This window comes from Streptomyces calvus, assembly GCF_006782915.1.
Lineage (GTDB): Bacteria > Actinomycetota > Actinomycetes > Streptomycetales > Streptomycetaceae > Streptomyces > Streptomyces calvus.
Window position 1 is genome coordinate 1 of sequence record NZ_VCNP01000054.1, and the last position, 24,972, is coordinate 24,972.

A 24,972-nucleotide genomic window follows, 5' to 3' on the forward strand; every position below is an offset into this window, starting at 1 on the left:
CTAGTCCTCGCCGAGGTAGGCCTTGCGGACGGACTCGTCGTGCAGCAGCTCCTGCCCGGAACCGGACAGGACGATCTTGCCGACCTCCATCACGTGCGCGTGGTCCGCCAGGGAGAGCGCGGCCTGGGCGTTCTGCTCGATGAGCAGGATGGTGGTGCCCTGGTCCTTGAGCTCCTTGATGGTCGCCATGATCTTCTGCATCATGATCGGCGACAGGCCCATGGAGGGCTCGTCGAGCATGAGCAGCTTGGGCCGCGACATCAGGGCCCGGCCCATGGCGAGCATCTGCTGCTCGCCGCCGGAGAGCGTGCCCGCGGCCTGCTTGCTGCGCTCCCCGAGGATGGGGAAGAGCTCGTAGGCGCGCCGGATGTCCTTCTCGATGCCGTCCTTGTCGTTGCGGAGGAAGGCGCCGAGCCGGAGGTTGTCCTCGATGGTCATCCGGGGGAAGATGTGCCGCCCCTCGGGGGAGTGGGCGAGCCCCAGCGACACGATCTTGTGCGCGGGGATCTTCTTCAGCGACTGCCCGTCGAACCTGATGTCGCCGGAGACCGGCTGGAGCAGCCCGGACAGCGTCCTGAGCGTGGTGGTCTTGCCGGCGCCGTTGGTGCCGATGAGGGTGACGACCTCGCCCGCGTCGACGGTGAACGAGATGCCCTTGACGGCCTCGATCTTGCCGTAGGCGACCCTGAGGTCCTCGACCTCCAGCAGTGCGGTCACTTGTCGTCCCCTTCTGTGGTGCTGTGCGCCTCGGCCGCCTCGACCTCGGCGGCCTCCTCCTGGCCCGGCGCTCCTTCGAAGGGGGTGCCGAGGTAGGCGGCGATGACGCGCTCGTCGGCCTGGACGACCTCGGCGGGTCCCTCGACGATCTTCTCGCCCTGGACGAGTACGGCGACCCGGTCGCAGAGGTTCATGATGAACCGGATGTCGTGCTCGATGACCAGGACGGCGATGCCCTTGTCGCGGATGGCGAAGATCAGCTCTTCGGCCGCGCGGGTCTCCTGCGGGTTCATGCCCGCGGTGGGCTCGTCCAGCAGGAGCAGGCCGGGTTCGCTGGCCAGCGCCCGGGCGATCTCCAGCTTGCGCTGCTCGCCGTAGGGCAGGTTGCGGGCCAGGTGGTCGGCCTTGGCGGCGAGACCGGTGAACTCCAGGAGTTCCATGGCCCGTTCGCGGGACTCCTGCTCGGCCCGCTTGAAGCCGGGCAGCCGCAGCAGGGCCGACCAGAGGCCCTCCTTGGTGCGGGTGTGCCGTCCGACGAGCACGTTCTCCAGAACCGTCATGTTGGCGAAGAGCCGGATGTTCTGGAAGGTGCGGGCGATGCCGGCCTGGGTGACCAGGTGCGGCTTGGGCGGCAGCACGGTGCCCTTGTACGCGACCTTCCCCTCGGTGGGGACGTACAGGCCGGTGAGGCAGTTGAAGAAGGTGGTCTTCCCGGCGCCGTTGGGACCGATCAGACCGACGATCTCGCCGCTGTTGACGACGAGGTCGACCGAGCGCACGGCGGTGAGGCCGCCGAACCGCATGGTGACGTCGCTGGCGTCGAGGACCGTCGTGGTGGTGGGTGCGGTGGTGGTCGTCATGAGGGTCACGCCCCTGCCTTCGCGACGCCGGTCGCGCCGTCGGGGAGCGGCTTGTCGTCCGGTACGTCGAGCTGTCCGGTGTCGTGGAACTCGAGCTGCTTCCTGCGGTCGGCGACCAGGCCCTCGGGGCGGAAGCGCATCAGGAGCATGAGCGCGGCGCCGAAGAGGAGCAGCTGGTACTCCGCCATGAACTGGAGCTTGGCCGGGATCAGGTAGAGCAGCGCGGCGCCGATCAGCGGGCCGCTGATGGTGCCCATGCCGCCGAGGATGACGGCGGCGAGCAGGAAGGCCGAGTTGGGCGGCACGGAGCCGGCGAACTGGTACTGCTCGGGGGTGACGCTGTAGGACACGTGGGCCTGCACGGTGCCGGCGAGGCCGGCCAGGCAGGCGCCGAGCGCGAACGCGAGGAGCTTGAGGCGGAAGCCGTTGATGCCCATGGCGGTGGCGGCGGTCTCGTCCTCGCGGATGGCGACCCAGGCGCGGCCGATGCGGGACTCCGCGGAGCGGCGGAAGACCAGCACGACGATCGCCGTGAACAGCAGCATCAGCAGGTAGTAGTTGCCGGAGCGGGTGAGCTCGTGGCCGAGGACGTTGTGCGGCAGGCCCAGGTTGAAGCCGAAGATCTCCAGGTCGGGGATGTTCGGGATGCCGTTGGAGCCGTTGGTGACGTCCGGTCCGCTGTTGCCGTTCAGGTTGTTCATGGTGATGCGGAAGATCTCACCGAAGCCGAGCGTCACGATGGCGAGGTAGTCGCCGCGCAGCCGCAGGGTCGGGGCGCCGATCACCACGCCGAAGACCAGCGAGGCGAGCGCGCCGGTGAGGACGGCCGCCCAGAACGGGAAGTGCACGCCGATGCTCGACTGCGGGGAGCCGGACACCAGGGCGGCGGCGTAGGCGCCGACGCCGAGGAAGGCGACGTAACCGAGGTCGAGGAGGCCGGCGAGGCCGACGACGACGTTGAGGCCCAGGGCGACCGTGGCGAAGATGAGGATGTTCGCGCCGATGAGGGCGAACTGGTCGTTGCTCTGGGTGAACGGGAAGCAGATCGCGGCGACGAAGGCGGCCGCGAGCGTGACGTTGCGGTGCTTGGCGGTGAGCGCCGAGAGCCGCTTGAGCAGTCCGGCGCGGGTGACGGCGGTGAAGCCGAACCCGGCGGTGATCAGGAAGCCGACGAACAGCTCGGAGTACTCGGTGCCGATGCCGTACGCGAAGACGTACAGGCCGGCACCGAAACCGGCGGCGATGATCAGGATCTCGGCCCAGGAGGGCAGCTCCTCGGCGCGGCCGGGCTCGGGGGCGGTGAGGGAGTGGCGGAACCGGCCCCACGGTCCGGGCCGGCCCGCGTCCTTGTCGTACGGCTGGTCGACCGGGAGGCCCAGGGCGCCGACGACGGCGACGAGGGAGCCGATGCCGGAGACCCAGGCGCCGGGTTCGAGGTTGACCAGGCCGCCGAGTTCCTGGCTGATGGCGCCCATGGTGTAGCCGGTGGTGCCGAGGACGCCGAGGGCGCTCAGCACGACCGGGCTGTTGGTGCCGCCGGGCGTGAGCCAGCCAAGGCCCCGGATGCCGTAGCCGGAGAGGGCGAACAGCAGGGTGAGCGCGGCTCCGACGAGGGTGAGGACCTGCAGGCCGCCCGGGTAGCCGGTGACGGTGAGGTTGCCGGGGAACTCGTCGGTCCAGGTCCAGGCGAGGAAGGTGCCGACGAGGGCGAGGGCCGAGCCGGCGACGGTGATCGCGCGTGCCGCGGCGTGCGGCAGCGGGACGAGCGGGGTGGCCGGTGCGGTGTCCGCCTTGGCGGTGGCGGTGCCGTCGGTGGTGGGAGTCTTGGTCGTCATGGGTATCACGCCCGATCCGCGACGCGTTCGCCGAGCAGGCCCTGTGGCCGGAAGAGCAGGACCAGGATGAGCAGGCTGAACGCCCACACGTCCTTCCACGCGCCGCCGCCGAAGAGGTCCATGCCGGGGACGTTGGCGATGTAGCCGGTGGCGAGGGCCTCGGCGACGCCGAGGACGATGCCGCCGAGCATGGCGCCGTAGATGTTGCCGATGCCGCCGAGGACGGCGGCGGTGAAGGCCTTGAGGCCCATCAGGAAGCCCATGCGGAAGCCGACCTGGCCGTTCTTCAGGCCGTAGGCGACGGCCGCGACGGCGGCGAACGCGGCACCGATGGCGAAGGCCATGACGATGATGCGGTCGGTGTTGACGCCCATCAGCTTGGCGGTGTCGGGGTCCTGGGCGGTGGCCTGCATGCCGCGGCCGGAGCGGGTCTTGGACACGAAGAGGCCGAGGGCGACCATGCACAGCGGGGCGGCGATGATGACGAAGAGGTCACCGCGCTGGACGGTGGCGCCGAGGATGTCGATGGGCTCGCCCTGGAACTGCGGGAAGGAGCGGTCCTTCTTCGCCTCCGGGTACCACATCCACACGATCTGCTGGAGCACGATGGACAGGCCGATGGCGGTGATCAGCGGTGCCAGCCGTGGTGCGTTGCGCAGCGGCCGGTAGGCGAAGCGCTCGGCCGCGGTGGCGAACGCCACCGAGACGACGACGCCGCCGAGGATCATGAGGGGTATGGCGGCTCCGAGGGCGAAGCCGTCGGGGAGTATCAGGAAGACGGTGAGGGCCCCGAAGCCCCCGACCATGAAGATCTCGCCGTGGGCGAAGTTGATGAGCTGGACGATGCCGTAGACCATCGTGTAGCCGATCGCGATGAGTCCGTACATCGCGCCGAGGATGAGTCCATTGGCCAGCTGTTGCGGCAGTTCGTTCACCGCAGGGCCTCCGTGGAGTGGTTCGGATACGGCGCCGCGCGGGAGCGCTGGTGGGCGCTCCCGCGCGGCCTGGGATCAATGTGTGAGGGGAGTGTCCTCTGTGTGTCCCTCGGTCAGTCCACCTTGGGCGAGGCGCTGTACTCGGGCGCCCAGGCGTTGTTCTTGATCTTGTAGGCGGTCATCAGGGTGTTCGTGGTGTCACCGAACTCGTCGAAGGAGATGGTGCCGGTGACGCCGTCGAACTTGACCTTGCTCATCGCGTCGAGGACGGCCTTGCGGGCGTCGGACGGGACCTTGCCGTCGTTGCCCTCGACGGCCAGCTTCACGGCCTCGATGATCGACCAGGTGGCGTCGTAGGTGAGGCCGCCGTACGCCTCGTAGGGGTCCTCGAAGCCCTCGGCCTTGTAGTTCTCGATGAACTCCTTGGCGGACGGCAGCTGCTCGACCGGCTTGCCCACGGAGGTGGCGAGGTCGCCCTCGGCCTTCTTGTTCAGCTTCGGGAACTCGCCGGAGTAGATGCCGTCGCCGCCCATGAGCGGGATGTTCTGGCCGCTGTCCTTGAGCTGCTGGCTCAGCGGGGCGGCGGCCGGGTACTCGCCGCCGTAGTAGAGGGCCTCGGCGCCGGTCTTCTTGATCTTGGCGACGACGGCGTTGAAGTCGCGGTCGTCGGGGTTGATGTGGTCGTTGCCGACGATCTTGCCGCCGAGCTTGGTGAAGTTCGTCTTGAAGGAGGCGGCCAGGCCCGCGCCGTAGGTCTTCTGGTCGTCGATCAGGTAGACCTTCTTCTTGCCGGCCTTGGTGTACAGGTACTCGGCGGCGAAGGCACCCTGGATCTCGTCCGTGGTGGCGGTGCGGAAGAACGTCTTGAACTGGCGGACCGAGTCGCCGGTCTTCCAGCCGTCGCCCTGGGTCAGCTCGGTGCCGGTGTTGGCCGGGGACACCTGGACCAGGCCGGCGTCGTTGAACGGCTTCTGCATCTGCTGGGAGACGCTGGAGTTCAGCGGGCCGACGACGCCGAGGACGTCCTTGTTGCTGATGAACTTCTGGGCGTTCTGCTGGCCGACGGAGGGCTGGGCCTGGTCGTCGAGCGGTTCGAGCTTGAACTCGACGCCGTCGACGAACCCGTCCTTGTTGGCGGTCTTCACCGCGAGCTCGGCGGAGTTGCGCATGCCGAGGCCGAGGGCCGAGAGGTCGCCGGTCAGCGGGGCGTCGATGCCGATCACAACAGTGGTCTTGTCGCCGCCGCCACTGCCGTTGCTGCTGTCGTCGCGCGACCCGCATGCGGTGAGCGTGAGCGAGCCCGCCGCGAGTGCCGCGGTGAGGGCGATGAGCGAACGTTGACGCACGATCCAGTCCTTTCCCCTGACAACCGCTCCCCGATGGAAACGGCCGAGTCGAGCGCTGGGCCGACGTGACAATCGGGCGGCGCGGTGACTGGCGGTGACTCTAAGCGGGTGTAGGGAACGTGGAGGAGGGTCTGGCCAAGGCTGTGACTCTCTTGTTATGACACGACGTATTGCAGAGCGGTACTGACTGGGGGGAACGGCGGAATTCTCGCCGTTTTGCCCTGTCCGGATGGTGAGAAACCGCAGGACTCGGCAAGGTCGGTTCAGGTGTATCAGGGGTTTTGGTAATGACCGGACGGAAGTGCCGAAGGTGGTGCGCGGGGCTCGGGGAGGGGCTTCACGGGGCCTGTGGCCCGAAGTCGCGTGGCCGGTGGCTGTATAACGCGCGCATTACGCAGAGTTACGCCCAGGAAAGGGAGTCCGGCGTTCCGGCGTTCTTCGGTGGTTTCCCTCATTCCGTGCCGGGAGGGGCGCGGGAAAGGGCGGCCGGGGCCGGTGGTGGGCCCCAGAATTCCATGTAATAGCCACGGAAATTGCGGAATCAGTGATCGATCAAACGGTGAATCCGGAGTTCCGGATTATTGGATCAAGGGCCCTGGCCTGCGGGTTTCGTGAGTTCCCCGGTGGCTGTCGGGACGGAGCGGCTGTCCGGCGGCCGGCCCGCCGGGTCGGTGCGGGCCGCCCTCCGCCGCGTATACCTGACGGTTCGTCAACTCACCCGCAGTGGGGTCTTCCGGCGGCCGGCCGGGGAGTGTGCGGCGCTCGGGCGCATCGCACCCGGTCACCGGCGGGTGCGCCGGGGGCGAGGGGTGTGCGGGGGAGTGGGCGGTCGTGGCCGCCCGCGGCCCAGGGGTTCCCGTCCGTTGCCTGCCCGGACGGGCCGGCCCCGGGGCGCACCCGGAGGTCGAGCGGGTGAACGCCCGCCCGCGGTACCGCCTTTCGACGGTCGGGCGGCACGGGTTCGCACCGCGATGCCGCGCCCCCAGGTCCAAAGAGGCGTGGCGCGGGGCGCGGAGGCGCTCCCGCACCACGACGGCCGTCAGCCCGCGGCCTGTTCCGCGTCGCCGGGCCGCACATCGCGCAGCAGGCAGGTCAGCCGCGCGGTGCACACCCGCTTGTCCGCCTCGTCGGTGATGACGATCTCGTACGTCGCCGTGGACCGCCCCCGGTGCACCGGCGTGGCGACACCGGTCACCAGACCGGACCGGACGCCGCGGTGGTGCGTGCAGTTGAGGTCGACGCCGACCGCGATCTTCGAGCTGCCGCCGTGCAGCATCGACCCCACCGACCCCAGCGTCTCGGCCAGCACCGCGGACGCACCGCCGTGCAGCAGGCCGTACGGCTGGGTGTTGCCCTCCACCGGCATGGTGCCGACGACCCGCTCCGGCGACGCCTCCACGATCTGCACGCCCATCCGCGTGCCCAGGTGGCCCGCCGAGAACAACGCCTGGAGGTCCACCCCGAGCGCGGCGTACTCGTCGACGACCTCCTGCGGGAACTTCACGTGCTGCTGCTCTCCCATGGCCCGGCTCCGTTCGCGGTGCGTCCTGATCAACACGGCTGACGGCTGAGCAAACGCTCAGTCGGTCGCCGATTGTTCCAGACGCACCACGACGGACTTGCTGGCCGGGGTGTTGCTGGTGTCCGCGGTCGCGTCCAGCGGCACCAGCACGTTCGTCTCCGGGTAGTACGCCGCGGCGCAGCCCCGCGCCGTCGGGTAGTGCACCACGCGGAAACCGGGCGCCCGGCGCTCCACACCGTCCGTCCACTCGCTCACCAGGTCGACGTACGAGCTGTCCGCGAGCCGCAGTTCCCGCGCGTCCTCCGGGTTGACCAGCACCACCCGGCGGCCGTTTTTGATGCCGCGGTAGCGGTCGTCCAGGCCGTAGATCGTGGTGTTGTACTGGTCGTGCGAGCGCAGCGTCTGCAGCAGCAGCCGGCCCTCCGGCAGCTTCGGGTACTCCACCGCGGCGGCGGTGAAGTTGGCCTTGCCGGTCGCCGTCGGGAAGCGGCGTTCGTCGCGCGGGGCGTGGGGGAGCGCGAAGCCGCCGGATGGGGTGTCCCCTGCTCGGGCGGAGCCGCGAGCTCGGGGAGGGGCCACGCGCGCGTTGAAGTCCTCGAAGCCGGGGATCACGCGCGCGATGCGGTCGCGGATCGTCGCGTAGTCCTTCTCGAACTCCTCCCACGGCACCGTGCTGCGCTCACCCAGCACCCGGCGGGCCAGCCGGCACACGATGGCCGGCTCGGACAGCAGGTGCCGGCTCGCCGGCTCCAGGCGCCCGCGCGAGGCGTGCACCATGCCCATCGAGTCCTCCACCGTCACGAACTGCTCGCCGCCGGCCTGCAGATCGCGCTCGGTGCGGCCCAGTGTCGGCAGGATCAGGGCGCGCGTTCCCGTGACGGTGTGCGAGCGGTTCAGCTTGGTCGACACGTGCACCGTCAGCCGGGCGCGCCGCATCGCGGCCTCGGTGACCGCCGTGTCGGGGGAGGCGGAGACGAAGTTGCCGCCCATCGCGAAGAAGACCTTCGCCTTCCCGTCGCGCAGCGCGCGGATGGCCCGCACCACGTCGTAGCCGTGCTCGCGCGGCGGAGCGAAGCCGAACTCCTTCTCCAGCGCGTCCAGGAACGCCGGCGCGGGCCGCTCGAAGATGCCCATCGTGCGGTCGCCCTGCACGTTGGAGTGGCCCCGCACCGGGCACACGCCCGCGCCCGGCCGGCCGATGTTGCCGCGCAGCAGCAGGAAGTTGACGATCTCGCGGATCATCGGCACCGAGTGCTTGTGCTGGGTCAGACCCATCGCCCAGCACACGATGACGCGCTCGGAGTCGAGGACCATCCGCAGGAACCGCTCGATGTCCTCGCGGGCGAGGCCGGTCGCGGCGAGCGTCTCCTCCCAGTCGGCGGCGCGCGCCGCCGCCGCGAACTCCTCGTAGCCGTGCGTGTGTTCACGCACGAACTCCTCGTCCACCGCGCCGGGCGTGTCGAGGATCAGCTTGTTGAGGAGACGGAAGAGCGCCTGGTCGCCGCCGATGCGGATCTGCAGGAACAGGTCGGTCAGGGCGGCGCCGGTGGTCAGCCCCTTCGGCGTCTGCGGGTTCTTGAACCGCTCCAGGCCCGCCTCGGGCAGCGGGTTCACGCTGACGATCCGCGCGCCGTTGGCCTTCGCCTTCTCCAGCGCGGACAGCATGCGCGGGTGGTTGGTGCCCGGGTTCTGCCCGGCGACGACGATCAGGTCCGCCCGGTACAGGTCCTCGAGCAGGACGCTGCCCTTGCCGACGCCGATGGTCTCCGACAGGGCCGAGCCGGAGGACTCGTGGCACATGTTGGAGCAGTCGGGCAGGTTGTTGGTGCCCAGCTCGCGCGCGAACAGCTGGTACAGGAACGCGGCCTCGTTGCTGGTGCGCCCGGAGGTGTAGAAGACGGCCTCGTCGGGAGAGGAGAGGCCGTCGATCTCCTCGGCGACGATGTCGAAGGCCCGCTCCCAGGTGACCGGCTCGTAGTGGTCGCCGCCCTCCGGCAGGTACATGGGGTGGGTCAGCCGGCCCTGCTGGCCCAGCCAGTAGCCGCTGCGGCCGGCCAGGTCGGCCACGGAGTGCGCGGCGAAGAACTCCGGGGTGACCCGGCGCAGGGTGGCCTCCTCGGCGACGGCCTTCGCGCCGTTCTCGCAGAACTCCGCCCGGTGCCGGTGCTCCGGCTCCGGCCAGGCGCAGCCCGGGCAGTCGAAGCCGTCCTTCTGGTTGACGCTGAGCAGCGTCAGCGCCGTCCGCTTCACACCCATCTGCTGGTGGGCCATGCGCAGCGTGTGACCGATCGCGGGGAGGCCCGCTGCCGCGTGCTGGGGCTCGGTGACCTGCGGCGCGTCCTGAACCGGATCACCCTTGGGCGGCTTCGTGGCCATCGCGCACTCCTGTTCGCGTACACATGTGAGGTACGTCTCCGATCCTACGGCGACGGGGGCCGGGCGGACGGAGATCGTGAGGAGAACGTGCGGCGCGGTGCGCGGGGCGTGCCCGGGCCCGGTGGGCGGGGCCGGGTGTCAGTGGGGCGTGGCAGGATCGGGGGCGTGGCAGAGACAGCATCGAAGAAGACCGACCAGACCTCCGGCGGGACCCGTCCGCGACTGATGCTCATGGACGGGCACTCGCTGGCCTACCGCGCGTTCTTCGCGCTGCCCGCGGAGAACTTCACCACCGCGACGGGCCAGCCGACGAACGCGATCTACGGCTTCGCGTCGATGCTGGCCAACACACTGCGTGACGAGGCGCCCACGCACTTCGCGGTCGCCTTCGACGTCTCGCGCAAGACCTGGCGGTCGGAGGAGTTCACCGAGTACAAGGCGAACCGCTCCAAGACCCCGGACGAGTTCAAGGGTCAGGTCGAGCTGATCGGCGAGCTGCTCGACGCGATGCGCGCCGAGCGCTTCGCCGTCGAGGGCTTCGAGGCGGACGACGTCATCGCCACCCTCGCCACCCAGGCCGAGGCCGAGGGCTTCGAGGTGCTGATCGTCACCGGCGACCGGGACTCCTTCCAGCTGGTCTCCGAGCACACCACGGTGCTGTACCCGACCAAGGGCGTCTCCGAGCTGACCCGGTTCACCCCGGAGAAGGTCTTCGAGAAGTACGGCCTGACGCCCGCCCAGTACCCCGACTTCGCGGCGCTGCGCGGCGACCCGTCCGACAACCTGCCCGGCATCCCCGGCGTCGGCGAGAAGACCGCCGCGAAGTGGATCAACCAGTTCGGTTCCTTCGCCGAGCTGGTCGAGCGCGTCGACGAGGTCAAGGGCAAGGCCGGGCAGAACCTCCGCGACCACCTGGAGTCCGTCAAGCTCAACCGTCGGCTCACCGAGCTGGAGCGGCGGGTCGCGCTGCCCAAGGGCGTCACCGACCTGGAGCGCACGGCCTACGACCGCAAGGCCGTGGCGATGATCCTGGACACCCTGGAGATCAGGAACCCGTCGCTGCGCGAGCGCCTGTTCGCCGTCGACCCCGGCGCCGAGGAGGCCGAGACCACCCCGGTCGTCGCGGCGGGCGTGGAGCTGGACGGCACCGTGCTGGGCACCGGCGAGCTGGCCGGCTGGCTCGCCGAACACGACACCGGGCCGCTCGGCGTCGCCACGGTCGACACCTGGGCGCTCGGCACCGGCTCGGTCGCCGAGGTCGCGCTCGCCGCGTCCGACGGACCGGCCGCCTGGTTCGACCCGGCCGAGCTGGACGAGGCCGACGAGCGGGCCTTCGCCGGCTGGCTGCGCGACACGGACCGGCCCAAGGTCTTCCACAACGCCAAGGGCGCGATGCGGGTCTTCGCCGAGCACGGCTGGAGCGTCGAGGGCGTCACCATGGACACCGCGCTCGCCGCGTACCTGGTGAAGCCGGGCCGCCGCTCCTTCGACCTGGACGCGCTGTCCCTGGAGTACCTGCACCGCGAACTGGCGCCGGCCGCCGCGCCCGACGGGCAGCTGGCCTTCGGCGCGGACGACGGCGCGGAGGCCGAGGCGCTGATGGTGCAGGCCCGCGCGATCCTCGACCTGGGCGAGGCCTTCGAGGGCCGCCTGGCCGACGTGGGCGCGGCGGACCTGCTGCGCGACGTGGAACTGCCGACGTCGGCGCTGCTGGCCCGCATGGAGCGGAACGGCATCGCGGCCGACCGGGCGCACCTGGAGGCCATGGAGCAGATGTTCGCGGGCGCCGTGCAGCAGGCGGTGAAGGAGGCCCACGCGGCGGCGGGCCACGAGTTCAACCTGGGCTCGCCCAAGCAGCTCCAGGAGGTCCTCTTCGGCGAACTGGCCCTGCCGAAGACGAAGAAGACGAAGACCGGCTACACCACGGACGCCGACGCGCTGGCCTGGCTGGCCACGCAGACCGACAACGAACTGCCGGTGATCATGCTCCGGCACCGTGAGCAGGCGAAGCTGCGCGTCACCGTCGAGGGCCTGATCAAGACGATCGCCGCGGACGGCCGCATCCACACCACGTTCAACCAGACGGTCGCCGCGACCGGCCGCCTGTCCTCGACCGACCCGAACCTGCAGAACATCCCCGTCCGCACGGACGAGGGCCGCGCGATCCGCCGCGGTTTCGTGGTCGGCGAGGGCTTCGAGTCGCTGCTCACCGCCGACTACAGCCAGATCGAGCTGCGCGTGATGGCCCACCTGTCCGAGGACGCCGGTCTGATCGAGGCGTTCACCTCGGGCGAGGACCTGCACACCACGGCCGCCGCGCAGGTGTTCTCGGTCGAGCAGTCCGCGGTCGACGCGGAGATGCGCCGCAAGATCAAGGCGATGTCGTACGGCCTGGCGTACGGGCTGTCGGCCTTCGGCCTCTCCCAGCAGCTGAACATCGAGGCGGCGGAGGCCCGCGCCCTGATGGACGCCTACTTCGAGCGGTTCGGCGGCGTACGGGACTATCTGCGCCGGGTGGTGGACGAGGCCCGGGCGACCGGCTACACGGCGACGCTCTTCGGCCGCCGCCGCTATCTGCCGGACCTCAACAGCGACAACCGCCAGCGCCGCGAGGCGGCCGAGCGGATGGCGCTCAACGCACCGATCCAGGGCACGGCGGCGGACATCGTCAAGATCGCCATGCTGAACGTGGACCGGGCGCTGCGCGAGGCGGGCCTGACCTCCCGGATGCTGCTCCAGGTCCACGACGAAATCGTCCTGGAGGTCGCTCCCGGCGAGCGTCCGGCAGTGGAGGACCTGGTCCGCCGGGAAATGGCGAGCGCGGTCCAGCTCCGGGTCCCCCTCGGCGTCTCCGTCGGCGCGGGCCCGGACTGGGAATCGGCAGCCCACTGACCAACGGCCGGGGGCGGGGGGTACTGGCTCACTGATTTACCGGGGCGGGGGTACTGGCCCACTGATTCACCGGGGACGGGGGCGCTGGCCCACTGATTCACCGGGGCGGGGGGTACTGGCCCACTGATTCACCGGGGGCCGGGGGTACCGGCTCACTGATGTACCGGGGACGGGGGCGCTGGCCCACTGATCCACCGGGGACAGGGAGCCACCGGCCCCTGTCCCCGCCTCAGGGTCACGGGCCACCCCGTCCGGCGGGGTGCCCTGCGCCTGACGCATCCGGCCGCTGGCCCGGCGTGACCTCGCTGTGTCCGTGCGGCGGGGGCAGGCGCCCGGCTGCGGGCCGGGCGCCTGGCCCCGCCGCCTTGTTCCCGCCGCGACGGCGAGCAGCCGCGACGGCGTGGCCCGGCGGTGCCGAGCCGGCCCGGATCCTGACGAGTCCGGCGTCAACCCCGACGTATCCGTGCCGCCGCCCGACGCCCAGCCGCAGACCTGGACCGTGCCGTCCCTGGGGCTTCGTCGCCGACCTGGACCGTGCCGTCGCCTGGCGCTCATCCTTCGGAACCGGTGCTGTGCCGTCCCTGGAGCTTCGCCGCCGACCTGGACCGTGCCGTCGCCTGGCGCTCACCCTTCGAGACCGGTGCCGTGCCAGCCCCGGAGCCTCGCCGCCGACCCGGACCGTGCCGTCGCCAGCGGCCCGGCTGCGGGCACGGTGCCGTCCCGAGTGCCCCAGGCGCGGGACCAGTGCCACCGCCACCGCAGCCCCGTGCCACCGCAGCCCCCGTCCCACCCGCTCCCCGGCTCCCGCCGCTGTCCAGCTCCCACCGCGCGGCTCCCGCCGCTCCCCGGCTCCCACGCGCGGCTCCGCCACGGTCCGGCTCCCACCGCTGCCCGGCGAGCCCGATAGGTCGCGGCCCCGCGCGGCGCACTCCCGGGCGGGAGCTTCACTCGCGTGGCCCTCGCGGAGGCGCCGCCGTCCGGTGGGCCGGGACACCATGCGAGGCATGGGTATACGCATGCTTCACCGCAGAGCGGCACCCCCGCGGGCCGGCACCGACGGACCCACCCTCGAGGCGTTTCCGCCGGTTCCCGTCTTCGCGGCCGCCGCAAGCACCGCCCGCATCCCCGCCACCCTCGCGACCGCTCTGCGGCGCGCCACGGCGGACCTGGGCCGCCGCATCGTCGACGGCCCACGGCGCGCCGACCGCGCCGCCACCGCCCTACTGCCCGGCCGTCCCGGTGTCCCCGGAGAGCAGCCGCCCTGGCGGCTGTGGGCCGAGCTGGCCCGCGCCTACCTCACCCTGGCGCTCACCCTGCTGCCCCGGCCCCGCCCGGTCCGCACCGTCACCGTGTTCGTCGCGGCGAGCGACACCCTCAGCGTGCGGCCGTACGGCTCGGCCGCCGCTCACCGGCCGCTTCCGGATCCGGGTCTGCCCGGACGGCCGGACGCCACGCCCTGACGGCCACCGCGTACAGCGGCAGCGCGACGGCGAGCCCCGCGCCCGCCCCGAAACACACCGTCGGAATCAGTTCCCAGGGCTTCGCGGTCGACCCCCAGTAGGCCCACCACCGTGAGGCCCGATGTACCGCCGCCGGCAGCGCGCACCCGGCGAACAGCGCGACGGCCCACCAACGGTCCCGCGCGGACAGCCGCGGCACCCCGGTCGGCCCGGCCCCGGGCGTCGTCCGGCGCAGCGCCCGCGCCACGAACACGACGATGACGACCGCGGCCACCGCCGACCCGCCGTACTGCAGGTACCAGTACAGGGGCGAGCCCGCGATCTCCCGGCCCAGCACCGGGAACACCCGCATCCCCCACCGGTCGAGGTGCGTGAAGGCGTCCCACACCACGTGCGTCAGCGCCCCCAGTACCGCCGAGACGTACCAGCGCGCCAGCAGCGACGCCCGTACCCGCGCCCGGGGCGCGCCGCAGCGCAGCAGTGCCGCCGCCCGCCCCTGGAGGGCCCGCGGCAGCAGGGCCACCAGCGGCTCGCGGACCAGCAGCCACAGCCCCACCAGCGTCCAGGCGATGAGCACGTCGACCGTGAACACGCCCCAGAAGGCGTGGGTGACGTCCCCGAACTCCATCGCACCCGACAGGACACTCGCCGCGTAATAGGTCGTGTCGGGAGCGAAGCTGCCCGCGACCAGCACGGCGGGAACCAGCGAGGCACGCCCGCTCCCGTCGGCGCGCACGGCCGGCAGGACCGCCGCCGCATGACTCAGGGTGAACGGCAACTCGGCTCCTCGCGGCAGTGGTTGGCCGGACCGCTGGGTCACGACGGCCGGCAGGCCTCAGTATGCGGGACGCCCTACCACCGGACCGCCCGGAGAACGAAGATGGCCGAACCGGTGTATATCCGGCATCAACGGGTGTCCGTGCACAGCAAGTTGTCGTAGGGTCGCGAGGGCCGTCGTGCCGGAAGGCCCTCCGGGGGCAACCAGTGGGGCGGGCAGATCGTCACAACAGGGCGGACACAACACACGCTGACGGACGCCCCGGCGTCCACGGGAGGGGTTCACTCTATGGCGGCGCATTTCGGCAGGAGGCTGCGCAAGGGAGCGGCAACCACCGCAGTGGCCGCGGCGGCGGTGGCGGCCCTGTCCGCTTCCCAGGCTCCGGGTGTGACGGTCGACGGCCAGGGCAGACAGACCAGTTCCGACGCCACGCCCTCGCCCGACGACACCGTGGACAGCGCGACCGGCAACTCGCCCTACTACACGGACCTGCCGCCGCTCAACAGCCCCAGCCCCGCCCCGAGCACCGGCGCCGGCGAGGCCGTCCCGGGCTCGGCCGAGGCCGGCATACCCGCGACCGTCCTCGACGCCTACAAGAAGGCCGAGGCCGCGCTGCGCGAGAAGAAGCCCGGCTGCAACCTGCCCTGGCAACTCCTCGCCGCCATCGGAAAGGTGGAGTCCGGTCAGGCCCGCGGCGGACGAGTCACCGCCGACGGCACCACGGTCTCCCCGATCCTCGGCCCCCAGCTCGACGGCAACGGCTTCGCCACCATCCGGGACACCGACAACGGCGCCTACGACGGCAACAGCACCTACGACCATGCCGTCGGCCCCATGCAGTTCATCCCGTCCACCTGGGAATGGGCGGGCCGCGACGGAAACGGCGACGGCCGCAAGGACCCCAACAACATCTACGACGCCGCCCTCGCCGCCGGCCACTACCTGTGCCGGTTCGGCTGGGACCTGTCCGACCAGGCGGACCTCAACAAGGCGATCCTCAGCTACAACAACTCGACGGACTACCTGAACACCGTCCTGTCGTGGCTGGAGTACTACCGCAGGGGCACGCACGAGATCCCCGACGGCACCGGCGCCCTGCCCGGCGGCCGCAGCGACGACACCACCACGCGCCCCTCCCCGTCGGCGCCCGGCACCTCCTCGCCGAAGCCCGACCCCAAGCCCGGCAAGCCGTCCGGCAGCAGCCCGAGCCCGGGGCCGAACGCCCCGGACACCGGCAGCCCGACCACGCCGCCGCCCAGCACCGACCCCACGCCCACTCCTCCGCCGACGTCGACGCCGACGCCGACCGACACGGTGCACCACCTGCAGGACGCCGGAACCGAGCGGCTCACCGCGATGGCGGGCGACGCGTTCACCGAGCGGATCAGCGCGCGCGCCGAGACGGAGACGGGCAAGGCGGTGGCCAAGGTGCGGGTGCGCTTCACCGTCGTCGGCGACACCGACACCACCTTCACCGGCGGCGAGAGCGTGGCCACCGTCCTCACCAACAGCTCCGGCGTCGCCGTGGCGCCGGCGCTCCGGGCGGGAGAGAAGACCGGCGAGTTCACCGTCCGCGCCACCGTCGTGGGCCGAGCGTTCCCGGGCCTCGCCTACCCGGTGACCGTCACCGAGCGCGCCGCCGACGCCCTGGTCCGCACCAGCGAGGCGGAGCTGACGTGCACCCCGGGCGGGGAGTTCGCCGAGCCGGTCGAGGTGCGGGCCACGTACGACGGTGCCGCCGCCGACGGGGTCGCCGCCACCGCCACGCTCATCAAGTCGGCCGACGACCCGACCGTCAATGACAAGGGCCCCTACTTCAAGGACGCCGACGGCAGGACGATCCGCACCCTGAGCGGTCTGACGACGGACGAGAACGGCCTGCTGAAGCTGCCGCAGCTGTACGCGGACGACACCGCCGGCACGTTCCTGCTCCGCATCACCACCGCGGGCGGCGCGACCCTCACCGTCGAACTGACCGTGGCGGAGGCCACGACGACGTCCCCGAGCCCGTCGGAGACCCCGAGCACCTGACCCACCCACCGGCCCACCGGCCCACTGGCCCACCGGCCCACTGGCTCACCGGCCCGCGCACAGCGCACGAGGGCGTCTCTTCACCGGCACGGCGAAGAGGCGCCCTCACACGCATCCGCCACCGTCCGACACGCACCGGCTCCCGGCCGCAATGCCTCTCCGGCCCGCATCCGCTCCCGTCCATCCGCTCCCCGCCCGACCCGAGCCGAAGGCGGCCGACCGTCCGAGCATCGGACCGGCTCACCACCCGAGTCACAGGTGGCTCACCGTCCGAGCCGGACGCGGCTCACCGCCGCAGCCGGGCGTTGGTGTGCCGGGTCGGTTCGGCGGCGGCCGGGTCCTCGGGCCACGGATGCTTGGGATAGCGGCCCCGCAGCTCGGCCCGTACGCCCTTGTAGCCGTCCCGCCAGAACGAGGCGAGATCGGCGGTGACGGCGGCCGGCCGGCCCGCCGGGGAGAGCAGGTGCACCAGCAGCGGCACGCCCGCCACCCGCGGCGACTCCTGAAGCCCGAACATCTCCTGCAGCTTCACGGCCAGCACCGGCTGCTCCGGGTCGGAGTAGTCGACGCGGATCGCGGACCCGCTGGGCACGGTGATCCGCTCGGGCGCGAGGTCGTCGAGCCGCGCGGCCTCGCCGGAGGCCCACGGCAGCAGCCGCGTCAGTGCCTGCCCGGCGTCGATCCGCGCGAGGTCCGCCCGCCGACGGGCACGGCTCAGCTCCGGCTCCAGCCACCGCGCCGCACACGCGTGCAGCGCCTCGTCGGACACGTCCGGCCACGGCTCGCCGAGCCGGCCGTGCAGGAAGGCCAGCCGCTGCCGCAGCACGGCCGCCCCCGCCGGCCACCGCAGCAGCCCGAACCCCTCCCGCCGCAGCCCTTCCAGCAGCGCCGCCCGGACGAGCGCGGGGTCGGCGTCGGTGTGCGGCCGTACCGCCAGCTCCACCGCGCCGAGCCGTTCGACGCGCCGCGCCACGACGTCCCCGTCCGCCCAGCGCACCTCCGTACGCGACTCCAGCAGCGCCCCGGCCGCGAACCGTGCGACCGCCTCGTCGACGACCGCGCCGAGACCCACGCGCGCGTGCCCCCGGCCCACGGGCCGGTCGGCCACCGCCACGGCCACCCACTCCGCACCCTGCACACCGGAACCCGCGCCCGCCTCGGCCCGCGTCCCGCCCACCATCAGATACGACCCGCCGTCCAGCCGGCCGACCCGCTCGGGAAAGGCCAGCGCCGCCACCAGCCCGACCCGCGCGTCCTCCCCGCCCTTCGCCGGCGACCCCGCCGGATCGTCGCTCCCGCCGGCAGGTACCGCAGCCGACCCCCGTGCGCTCCCGCCCGCGGCCTCGGAGGCGAGAGCCCGCAGCCGGCGGACCTCCGTCCGCCACCGCGCGGCGTACGCGTCACCCCCGCGCCGGGCGGTGCGCAGTGCGCGGGCGAGGTCGTCGCCGTAGTCGCGCGGCGGTTCCTCCGCGATCAGCGCGACCACCTCGGCGGCCGGCCCGACGCCCACCACCGGCCCGGCGTCCAGCAGCGCCCGGCCCAGCCGCGGATGCAGCCCCAGCCGCGCCAGCCGCACCCCGCGCTCCGTGGCCCTACCGTCCGGCCCGACCGCACCGATCGCCGTCAGCACCTCCCGGGCCGCCGCCATCGCCCCGCCCGGCGGAGCATCCAGCAGCGCCAGCCCGGACGCGTCCGGATCACCCCAGCAGGCCGCCTGGAGCGCGAACGCCGTCAGATCGGCCACCTTGATCTCGGGGGAGGGGAACCGCGGCAGCCGCGCGTCCTCCGCCTCCGCCCAGCAGCGGTACACCGTGCCCGGCGCCTCACGCCCGGCCCGACCCGCCCGCTGCCGGCCCGCCGCCCGCGAGGCCCGCACCGTCGTCAGCGCGCTCAGCCCCCGCGCGTGGTCCACACGCGGCTCCCGCGCGAGCCCCGAGTCCACGACCACCCGCACCCCGGGAACCGTCAGCGACGACTCCGCCACCGACGTCGCCAGCACCACCCGGCGCCGCTCCCCGGGCCTCAGCACCGCGTCCTGCACGTCGGCCGGCGCCCGCCCGTGCACCTGGAGCACCTCGACGCCGCCCGCGTCCCCCAGCTGCCCGGCCACCCGCGCGATCTCGCCCACGCCGGGCAGGAACACCAGCACGTCCCCGTCCCGCTCGGCCAGCGCCCGCCGCACCACCGACGCCACATGCGCCAGCAGCGCCGGATCGACCCGCATCCCGTGCGGCGGCCGCACCGCACGCGCCGGCGGCGACCACACCACCTCCACCGGGAACGCGGCACCGTGCGCCTCCACCACCGGCGCGTCGCCCAGCAGCCGCGCCCAGCCCGCCGCGTCCGTGGTCGCCGACGCCGCCACCAGCCGCAGATCCGGACGCAGCGTCTCGCGCACGTCCCACAGGAACGCCGCCACCATGTCCGCGTCCAGATGCCGCTCGTGGCACTCGTCGAGCACCACCACGTCCACCCCGGTCAGCTCCTGGTCGCGCTGCAGGCGCTGCAGCAGCACACCGGTGGTGACGACCTCCACGCGCGTGTCCCGGCCCACCGCCCGCTCCCCGCGCACGGTGAACCCGACGGACTCCCCGACCCGCTCGCCCAGCAGCCACGCCATCCGCCGCGCCGCCGCGCGGGCCGCGATCCGCCGCGGCTCGGCGACCACCACGCGCCGCGCGGGCCCGTCACCGAGCAGCCCGGCCAGCGCCAGGGGCACCAGCGTCGTCTTGCCGGTGCCCGGCGGCGCCACCAGCACGGCGGTGCCGTGCGCGTCGAGCGCACCGGTCAGCCCGGGCAGGACGGCGCGGACCGGAAGGGCCTCCAGGGCGTCATGACGGATCACGCACTCAGTCCCGTACGCACACGAAGATCGCCGTGCCCGGGATCAGGTTCCCGCGCAGCGGCGACCAGCCGCCCCACTCGGAGGTGTTCCAGGCCGGCCACTCCGGCTCCACCAGGTCCACCAGACGGAACCCCGAGGCCACGACGTCGCGGACCCGGTCCCCGACGGTCCTGTGGTGCTCCACGTACACCGCGCGGCCCTCGTCGTCCTGCTCCACGTACGGCGTGCGGTCGAAGTACGACCCGGACACGCTCAGCCCCTCCGGGCCCGGCTCGTCCGGGAACGCCCAGCGGATCGGATGGGTCACGGAGAACACCAGCCGGCCGCCCGGCCGCAGCACGCGGTGCACCTCGCGCAGCACCTGCCGCGGATCGGCGACGAACGGCAGCGCCCCGTACGCCGAGCAGGCCAGGTCGAAGGAGCCGTCGGCGAACGGCAGCGCGCCCGCGTCCGCGCACACCAGCGGGAACGGCCCGCCGATGCGCAGCGCGTGCTGCAACTGCCGGTGCGAGATGTCCAGGGCCACCGGACGTGCCCCCTGGGCGGCCAGCCAGCGCGAGCACTGCGCCGCGCCGGCGCCCAGCTCCAGGAAGTCCCTGCCCTTCAGGTCCTCCGGCGGGCCGAGCAGCTCGGCCTCCAACTCGTCCAGCCCCTCGGGTCCCCACACGAAGCGGTCGTCACCGAGGAACGTGCCGTGCTCGATCTGGTACTCGTCCGCGTTGCGGTCCCACCAGCCCCGGTTGGCGCGTGCGCTCTCGGTGACACCGGCGTCCCGCCGGGTCGCCTCCGGTTCGGGCGCTTCGGGCTCTTGGATGATCGGCTCCCTCGTCGTACTCTTCCGTCCAGCCGGACCCCGGTGTGTCGCCGAGGGGCGCATGACGGCCCCCGTTTGGCCTCGCGGGACGGGAATTGTGCCGGTTATGCGGCGATCCGCCCCCGCTGGGCGGCTTCGCGCATTGACCCTGCCCGGCTGCCCCCGTATGCTACAAGTTGCGCTGCGGGCCTGCGCACCTCAGACGTAGCAGGCTGCGCTCGCATCTGTTGTATGTCCCCTCGGTTGTCGAGGCGTCATCACTGTTCACCGGTGGGGCGCTTCCTTGGCTGTCCGGCTTCTGCAGAGCGAAACGGGCTCCGGCGTAGCAGTACCTACGACTTCAATGTCCGTACCGGAGCCCTTTCCCACATGACGAGCAGCACCGAGACCACCGCCACCACCCCGCAGGTAGCGGTCAACGACATCGGTAACGAGGAAGCATTCCTCGCAGCGATCGACGAGACGATCAAGTACTTCAACGACGGCGACATCGTCGACGGCGTCATCGTGAAGGTCGACCGGGACGAGGTCCTGCTCGACATCGGTTACAAGACCGAAGGTGTCATCCCGAGCCGCGAGCTCTCGATCAAGCACGACGTCGACCCGAACGAGGTCGTCGCCGTCGGCGACGAGATCGAGGCCCTGGTCCTCCAGAAGGAGGACAAGGAAGGCCGCCTGATCCTCTCGAAGAAGCGCGCCCAGTACGAGCGTGCCTGGGGCACCATCGAGAAGATCAAGGAAGAGGACGGCATCGTCACCGGTACCGTCATCGAGGTCGTCAAGGGTGGTCTCATCCTCGACATCGGCCTCCGTGGCTTCCTCCCGGCCTCCCTGGTCGAGATGCGCCGCGTCCGCGACCTCCAGCCCTACGTGGGCAAGGAGCTCGAGGCCAAGATCATCGAGCTGGACAAGAACCGCAACAACGTGGTCCTGTCCCGCCGTGCCTGGCTGGAGCAGACCCAGTCCGAGGTCCGCCAGACGTTCCTCACCACCCTCCAGAAGGGTCAGGTCCGTTCCGGCGTCGTCTCCTCGATCGTCAACTTCGGTGCCTTCGTGGACCTGGGTGGCGTCGACGGTCTGGTCCACGTCTCCGAGCTGTCCTGGAAGCACATCGACCACCCGTCCGAGGTCGTCGAGGTCGGCCAGGAGGTCACCGTCGAGGTCCTCGACGTCGACATGGACCGCGAGCGCGTCTCCCTGTCGCTGAAGGCGACCCAGGAAGACCCGTGGCAGCAGTTCGCCCGCACCCACCAGATCGGCCAGGTCGTGCCCGGCAAGGTCACGAAGCTGGTTCCGTTCGGTGCGTTCGTCCGCGTGGACGAGGGCATCGAGGGTCTGGTCCACATCTCCGAGCTGGCCGAGCGCCACGTGGAGATCCCGGAGCAGGTCGTCCAGGTCAACGACGAGATCTTCGTCAAGGTCATCGACATCGACCTCGAGCGCCGTCGCATCAGCCTCTCGCTGAAGCAGGCCAACGAGTCCTTCGGTGCCGACCCGTCGGCGGTCGAGTTCGACCCGACCCTGTACGGCATGGCCGCGTCCTACGACGACCAGGGCAACTACATCTACCCCGAGGGCTTCGACCCCGAGACCAACGACTGGCTCGAGGGCTACGAGAAGCAGCGCGAGGAGTGGGAGCGCCAGTACGCCGAGGCGCAGCAGCGCTTCGAGCAGCACCAGGCGCAGGTCATCAAGTCCCGCGAGGCGGACGCCCAGGCCGCTGCCGAGGGTGGCGAGGCCGCCGCTCCGGCCGCGTCCGGTGGCGGTTCGTACTCCTCCGAGGGCGCCGACAACTCCGGCGCGCTGGCCTCGGACGAGGCGCTTGCCGCGCTCCGCGAGAAGCTGGCCGGCGGCCAGAGCTGACCGCTCGCCGCTGAGGCACAGCACAGCCCGTAACTGAGGGGCCGCACCTTGTGAGGTGCGGCCCCTCAGTGCTGCCCCGGGGCGCTGCCCCGGCGGGAGAGACCGGCCCGCCCGAGGCCGCGCCCCGGTCGAGGGAGTTGCACGGCGTCCGGGAATGTCGGTGGCGTGTGCCACGTTGTGCAGTACGAACATGAGGAGGAGCGGTCACTGTGCTTGATCCGCAGGGTTTGTACGCATGGGAGCCGAAGGGGCTGGGCGTCGTCGACATGGCGCTCGCGCAGGAGTCGGCCGGACTTGTCATGCTCTACCACTTCGACGGATACATCGACGCGGGCGAGACCGGGGACCAGATCGTGGACCGGCTGCTCGACTCGCTGCCCCACCAGGTCGTCGCCCGGTTCGACCACGACCGGCTCGTGGACTACCGCGCCCGGCGCCCGTTGCTGACCTTCACCCGCGACCGCTGGAGCGACTACGAGGTGCCCGCCATCGAGGTGCGGCTCGTCCAGGACGCCACCGGAGCGCCGTTCCTGCTGCTGTCCGGACCCGAGCCGGACGTGGAGTGGGAGCGCTTCGCCGCCGCCGTGCAGCAGATCGTGGAGCGTCTCGGCGTCCGCCTGTCGGTGAACTTCCACGGCATCCCCATGGGCGTCCCGCACACCCGGCCGGTCGGCATCACCCCGCACGGCAACCGCACCGACCTCGTGCCCGTGACCAGCAGCGTCTTCGACGAGGCGCAGGTTCCCGGCAGCGCCGAGGCCCTCGTCGAGTACCGGCTCATGCAGGCCGGGCACGACGTCCTGGGCGTCGCCGCGCACGTCCCCCACTACATCGCCCGGTCCCCGTACCCCGATGCGGCCCTGACCGCGCTGGAGGCCATCACGGCCGCCACCGGGCTGGTCCTGCCCGGCGTCGCGCACTCCCTGCGCACCGACGCCCACCGCACCCAGACCGAGATCGACCGGCAGATCCGGGAGGGCGACGAGGAGCTCACCGCTCTCGTCCAGGGCCTGGAGCACCAGTACGACGCCGCGGCGGGTGCGGAGACCCGCGGCAACATGCTCGCCGAGCCGGTGGACATCCCCTCCGCGGACGAGATCGGCCGCGAGTTCGAACGGTTCCTGGCGGAGCGGGAGGGCGACGGCTAGCCGACCCCTGCTCCGGGGGCGGCGGGAGCCGTGGGCTCGGAGGGTGTCGGCGATGTCGCGGACACCCCCTAGGCTGCTTTCCATGCTGACTGTGGGCCTGACCGGCGGTATCGGCGCCGGCAAGAGCGAGGTGTCGCGGCTGCTCGTCGAATGCGGCGCCGTACTGATCGACGCGGACCGCATCGCCCGCGAGGTCGTCGAACCGGGTACGCCCGGCCTGGCGGCGGTCGTGGACGCCTTCGGCGAGGAGGTGCTCACCGCGGACGGCAGCCTCGACCGGCCCCGGCTGGGCTCCATCGTCTTCGCCGACCCGGACAAACGGGCGGTCCTCAACTCGATCGTCCACCCGCTGGTGGGCGTCCGCTCCCGGGAACTGGAACAGGCCGCCGCCGAGGACTCCGTCGTGGTGCACGACGTCCCCCTCCTCACCGAGAACGGCCTCGCCCCGCTCTACGACCTCGTGATCGTCGTCGACGCCAGCGCCGAGACGCAGCTCGCCCGGCTGGTGGGCCGGCGCGGCATGAGCGAGGAGGACGCCCGCGCGCGGATGGCCGCCCAGGCGACCCGCGAGCAGCGCCGGGAGATCGCCGACATCGTCATCGACAACGACGTTCCCCTCGACGAGCTGGAACGGCGCGTCAAGGAGGTGTGGGCCGAACTCGTCCGCCGGGCCCGCACGTCACGGGAGTCCGCGCAGGAATAGCGGCCCCGGACGGTGCGTTGAACCCCGTCAGCAAGGGAAGGATTCCGCCGTGCCCGAGACCAGCGGTTCGACCGGACGTACGCCGGAGACGCATGTCATCGACTTCCGTGCCGCCGAGCACCTGCTCGCCTCCCGGGATCCGCGGGGGGCGGTGAAGCTGCTCGACGGCGTCATCGACGTCCACCCCGAGAACACCGCCGCCCGGCTGCTGCGCGCCCGGGCCTTCTTCGCGGCGGCCCAGCTGCGGCCCGCCGAGCTCGAGTTCTCCCTCGTCCTGGAGCGCGAGCCGGACAACGCCTTCGCCCACTTCGCGCTGGCCCGCACCTACCAGCGCCAGGGCCGCCCGCACCCGGCCAAGCGGCACTTCCGGCTCGCCGCCGCGCTCGACCCGAACCCGGAGTACCTGAAGGCCGCCCGCTTCGACGCGTGAGTGTCCGGCTCCGCCCGTGCTACGGGCGGCCCCCCGGCGGCCGGTACGGCGGGACGTCGGGCCCCGGCTGGTAGTGCGGCCCCTGGCGGATGTGCCGGAGCACGACGACCAGGTCGATCGTGACGAGCACCCACAGCAGCCCGCAGACGAGCGCCCAGCCGCGGTGCCCCGCGACCGCGAACGCCACCGTCCCGGCCACCGTCCAGACCACCCCCCACACGCTCAGCCAGAACCGCATCCGCAGCGCACTGCGCGCGGTCGTCGGCTCACTGCCCGTACGCTTCACGATCACCACTCCCGCCCGAGCCGCGGTTCGTGAAGTCCGGGTTCCCTCTACGAAAGGGCTTCACCGCCCGTGGACGGGGCCGAAGGGCCTCACCGTCCGCGGACGGGACGGAGGGGCCTCACCGCGTGTGC

General features: G+C 72.0%; 18 protein-coding genes. 7 read left to right on the forward strand and 11 right to left on the reverse strand.

What is annotated here, in order from left to right; translation table 11 throughout:
- The 7 genes from FGW31_RS26185 to FGW31_RS26215 form a co-directional block, all read right to left on the reverse strand.
- Complete coding sequence (locus FGW31_RS26185) at positions 1-717, reverse strand: ABC transporter ATP-binding protein (RefSeq protein ID WP_142195990.1); 717 nt, start codon at positions 715-717, stop codon at positions 1-3.
- Positions 714-1,577, reverse strand: coding sequence for an ABC transporter ATP-binding protein (locus FGW31_RS26190; RefSeq protein WP_182674614.1), 864 nt, complete (start codon positions 1,575-1,577; stop codon positions 714-716). Before FGW31_RS26190 ends, FGW31_RS26185 begins: the two co-directional genes overlap by 4 nt.
- A 5-nt stretch (positions 1,578-1,582) precedes the next feature.
- Positions 1,583-3,412, reverse strand: coding sequence for a branched-chain amino acid ABC transporter permease (locus tag FGW31_RS26195; RefSeq protein WP_142195992.1), 1,830 nt, complete (start codon positions 3,410-3,412; stop codon positions 1,583-1,585).
- A gap of 5 nt (positions 3,413-3,417) precedes the next feature.
- On the reverse strand, positions 3,418-4,347 hold the full coding sequence (locus FGW31_RS26200) for a branched-chain amino acid ABC transporter permease (RefSeq protein ID WP_142195993.1): 930 nt from the start codon (positions 4,345-4,347) through the stop codon (positions 3,418-3,420).
- Between the two features lie 113 nt (positions 4,348-4,460).
- Positions 4,461-5,693, reverse strand: a complete 1,233-nt coding sequence (locus FGW31_RS26205; RefSeq protein ID WP_142195994.1) for a branched-chain amino acid ABC transporter substrate-binding protein — start codon at positions 5,691-5,693, stop codon at positions 4,461-4,463.
- Between the two features lie 1,039 nt (positions 5,694-6,732).
- Positions 6,733-7,215, reverse strand: a complete 483-nt coding sequence (locus FGW31_RS26210) for a PaaI family thioesterase (protein WP_142195995.1) — start codon at positions 7,213-7,215, stop codon at positions 6,733-6,735.
- A gap of 57 nt (positions 7,216-7,272) precedes the next feature.
- Positions 7,273-9,591, reverse strand: a complete 2,319-nt coding sequence (locus FGW31_RS26215) for an FdhF/YdeP family oxidoreductase (RefSeq protein WP_142195996.1) — start codon at positions 9,589-9,591, stop codon at positions 7,273-7,275.
- A gap of 165 nt (positions 9,592-9,756) precedes the next feature.
- Between FGW31_RS26215 and polA the strand changes: the two genes are divergently transcribed.
- Together polA and FGW31_RS26230 are read left to right on the forward strand one after the other, a co-directional pair.
- Positions 9,757-12,483, forward strand: coding sequence for a DNA polymerase I (polA, locus tag FGW31_RS26220; RefSeq protein WP_142195997.1), 2,727 nt, complete (start codon positions 9,757-9,759; stop codon positions 12,481-12,483).
- Between the two features lie 1,004 nt (positions 12,484-13,487).
- Positions 13,488-13,943, forward strand: a complete 456-nt coding sequence (locus FGW31_RS26230; protein WP_142195999.1) for a hypothetical protein — start codon at positions 13,488-13,490, stop codon at positions 13,941-13,943.
- On the opposite strand, the gene FGW31_RS26235 is transcribed toward FGW31_RS26230, so the two are convergent.
- Entirely contained in the window at positions 13,858-14,721 is an 864-nt protein-coding gene (locus tag FGW31_RS26235) for a DUF4184 family protein (RefSeq protein WP_142196000.1), read from the reverse strand. The genes FGW31_RS26230 and FGW31_RS26235 overlap by 86 nt on opposite strands.
- A 288-nt stretch (positions 14,722-15,009) precedes the next feature.
- Between FGW31_RS26235 and FGW31_RS26240 the strand changes: the two genes are divergently transcribed.
- Entirely contained in the window at positions 15,010-16,752 is a 1,743-nt protein-coding gene (locus FGW31_RS26240) for a lytic transglycosylase domain-containing protein (protein WP_142196001.1), read from the forward strand.
- Between the two features lie 286 nt (positions 16,753-17,038).
- Here FGW31_RS26240 and hrpB read toward each other — a convergent pair whose 3' ends face one another.
- Together hrpB and FGW31_RS26250 are read right to left on the reverse strand one after the other, a co-directional pair.
- Positions 17,039-19,597 carry an ATP-dependent helicase HrpB gene (hrpB, locus tag FGW31_RS26245; RefSeq protein ID WP_142196002.1) on the reverse strand — a complete coding sequence of 853 codons (2,559 nt, stop codon included), beginning with the start codon at positions 19,595-19,597 and terminating at the stop codon, positions 17,039-17,041.
- 4 nt (positions 19,598-19,601) lie between these two features.
- Positions 19,602-20,474: a class I SAM-dependent methyltransferase gene (locus FGW31_RS26250; RefSeq protein WP_142196003.1), complete on the reverse strand. Its 873-nt coding sequence runs from the start codon at positions 20,472-20,474 to the stop codon at positions 19,602-19,604.
- Between the two features lie 306 nt (positions 20,475-20,780).
- Here FGW31_RS26250 and rpsA point away from each other — a divergent pair, with 306 nt between their 5' ends.
- The 4 genes from rpsA (at position 20,781) to FGW31_RS26270 (ending at position 24,555) form a co-directional block, all read left to right on the forward strand.
- Positions 20,781-22,274: a 30S ribosomal protein S1 gene (gene rpsA / locus FGW31_RS26255; RefSeq protein WP_142196004.1), complete on the forward strand. Its 1,494-nt coding sequence runs from the start codon at positions 20,781-20,783 to the stop codon at positions 22,272-22,274.
- 209 nt (positions 22,275-22,483) lie between these two features.
- Positions 22,484-23,422, forward strand: a complete 939-nt coding sequence (locus tag FGW31_RS26260) for a PAC2 family protein (RefSeq protein ID WP_142196005.1) — start codon at positions 22,484-22,486, stop codon at positions 23,420-23,422.
- An 82-nt stretch (positions 23,423-23,504) separates the two neighbouring features.
- The gene (coaE, locus tag FGW31_RS26265; protein ID WP_142196006.1) at positions 23,505-24,125 is read left to right on the forward strand and encodes a dephospho-CoA kinase; all 621 of its coding nucleotides are present in this window, start codon (positions 23,505-23,507) and stop codon (positions 24,123-24,125) included.
- Between the two features lie 49 nt (positions 24,126-24,174).
- The gene (locus FGW31_RS26270) at positions 24,175-24,555 is read left to right on the forward strand and encodes a tetratricopeptide repeat protein (protein ID WP_142196007.1); all 381 of its coding nucleotides are present in this window, start codon (positions 24,175-24,177) and stop codon (positions 24,553-24,555) included.
- A 19-nt stretch (positions 24,556-24,574) separates the two neighbouring features.
- On the opposite strand, the gene FGW31_RS26275 is transcribed toward FGW31_RS26270, so the two are convergent.
- Positions 24,575-24,850: a DUF6343 family protein gene (locus FGW31_RS26275; protein ID WP_142196008.1), complete on the reverse strand. Its 276-nt coding sequence runs from the start codon at positions 24,848-24,850 to the stop codon at positions 24,575-24,577.
- Positions 24,851-24,972 lie beyond the last annotated feature (122 nt).

What these genes read in the sequence shown, in the direction of transcription:
- FGW31_RS26190 (WP_182674614.1), bottom strand. Translation starts at nt 1,577, where the DNA reads ATGACGACCACCACCGCACCCACCACCACGACGGTCCTCGACGCCAGC.
- FGW31_RS26195 (WP_142195992.1), bottom strand. Translation starts at nt 3,412, where the DNA reads ATGACGACCAAGACTCCCACCACCGACGGCACCGCCACCGCCAAGGCG.
- FGW31_RS26210 (WP_142195995.1), bottom strand. Translation starts at nt 7,215, where the DNA reads ATGGGAGAGCAGCAGCACGTGAAGTTCCCGCAGGAGGTCGTCGACGAG.
- FGW31_RS26215 (WP_142195996.1), bottom strand. Translation starts at nt 9,591, where the DNA reads ATGGCCACGAAGCCGCCCAAGGGTGATCCGGTTCAGGACGCGCCGCAG.
- FGW31_RS26230 (WP_142195999.1), top strand. Translation starts at nt 13,488, where the DNA reads ATGGGTATACGCATGCTTCACCGCAGAGCGGCACCCCCGCGGGCCGGC.
- FGW31_RS26240 (WP_142196001.1), top strand. Translation starts at nt 15,010, where the DNA reads ATGGCGGCGCATTTCGGCAGGAGGCTGCGCAAGGGAGCGGCAACCACC.
- FGW31_RS26250 (WP_142196003.1), bottom strand. Translation starts at nt 20,474, where the DNA reads ATGCGCCCCTCGGCGACACACCGGGGTCCGGCTGGACGGAAGAGTACG.
- rpsA (WP_142196004.1), top strand. Translation starts at nt 20,781, where the DNA reads ATGACGAGCAGCACCGAGACCACCGCCACCACCCCGCAGGTAGCGGTC.
- coaE (WP_142196006.1), top strand. Translation starts at nt 23,505, where the DNA reads ATGCTGACTGTGGGCCTGACCGGCGGTATCGGCGCCGGCAAGAGCGAG.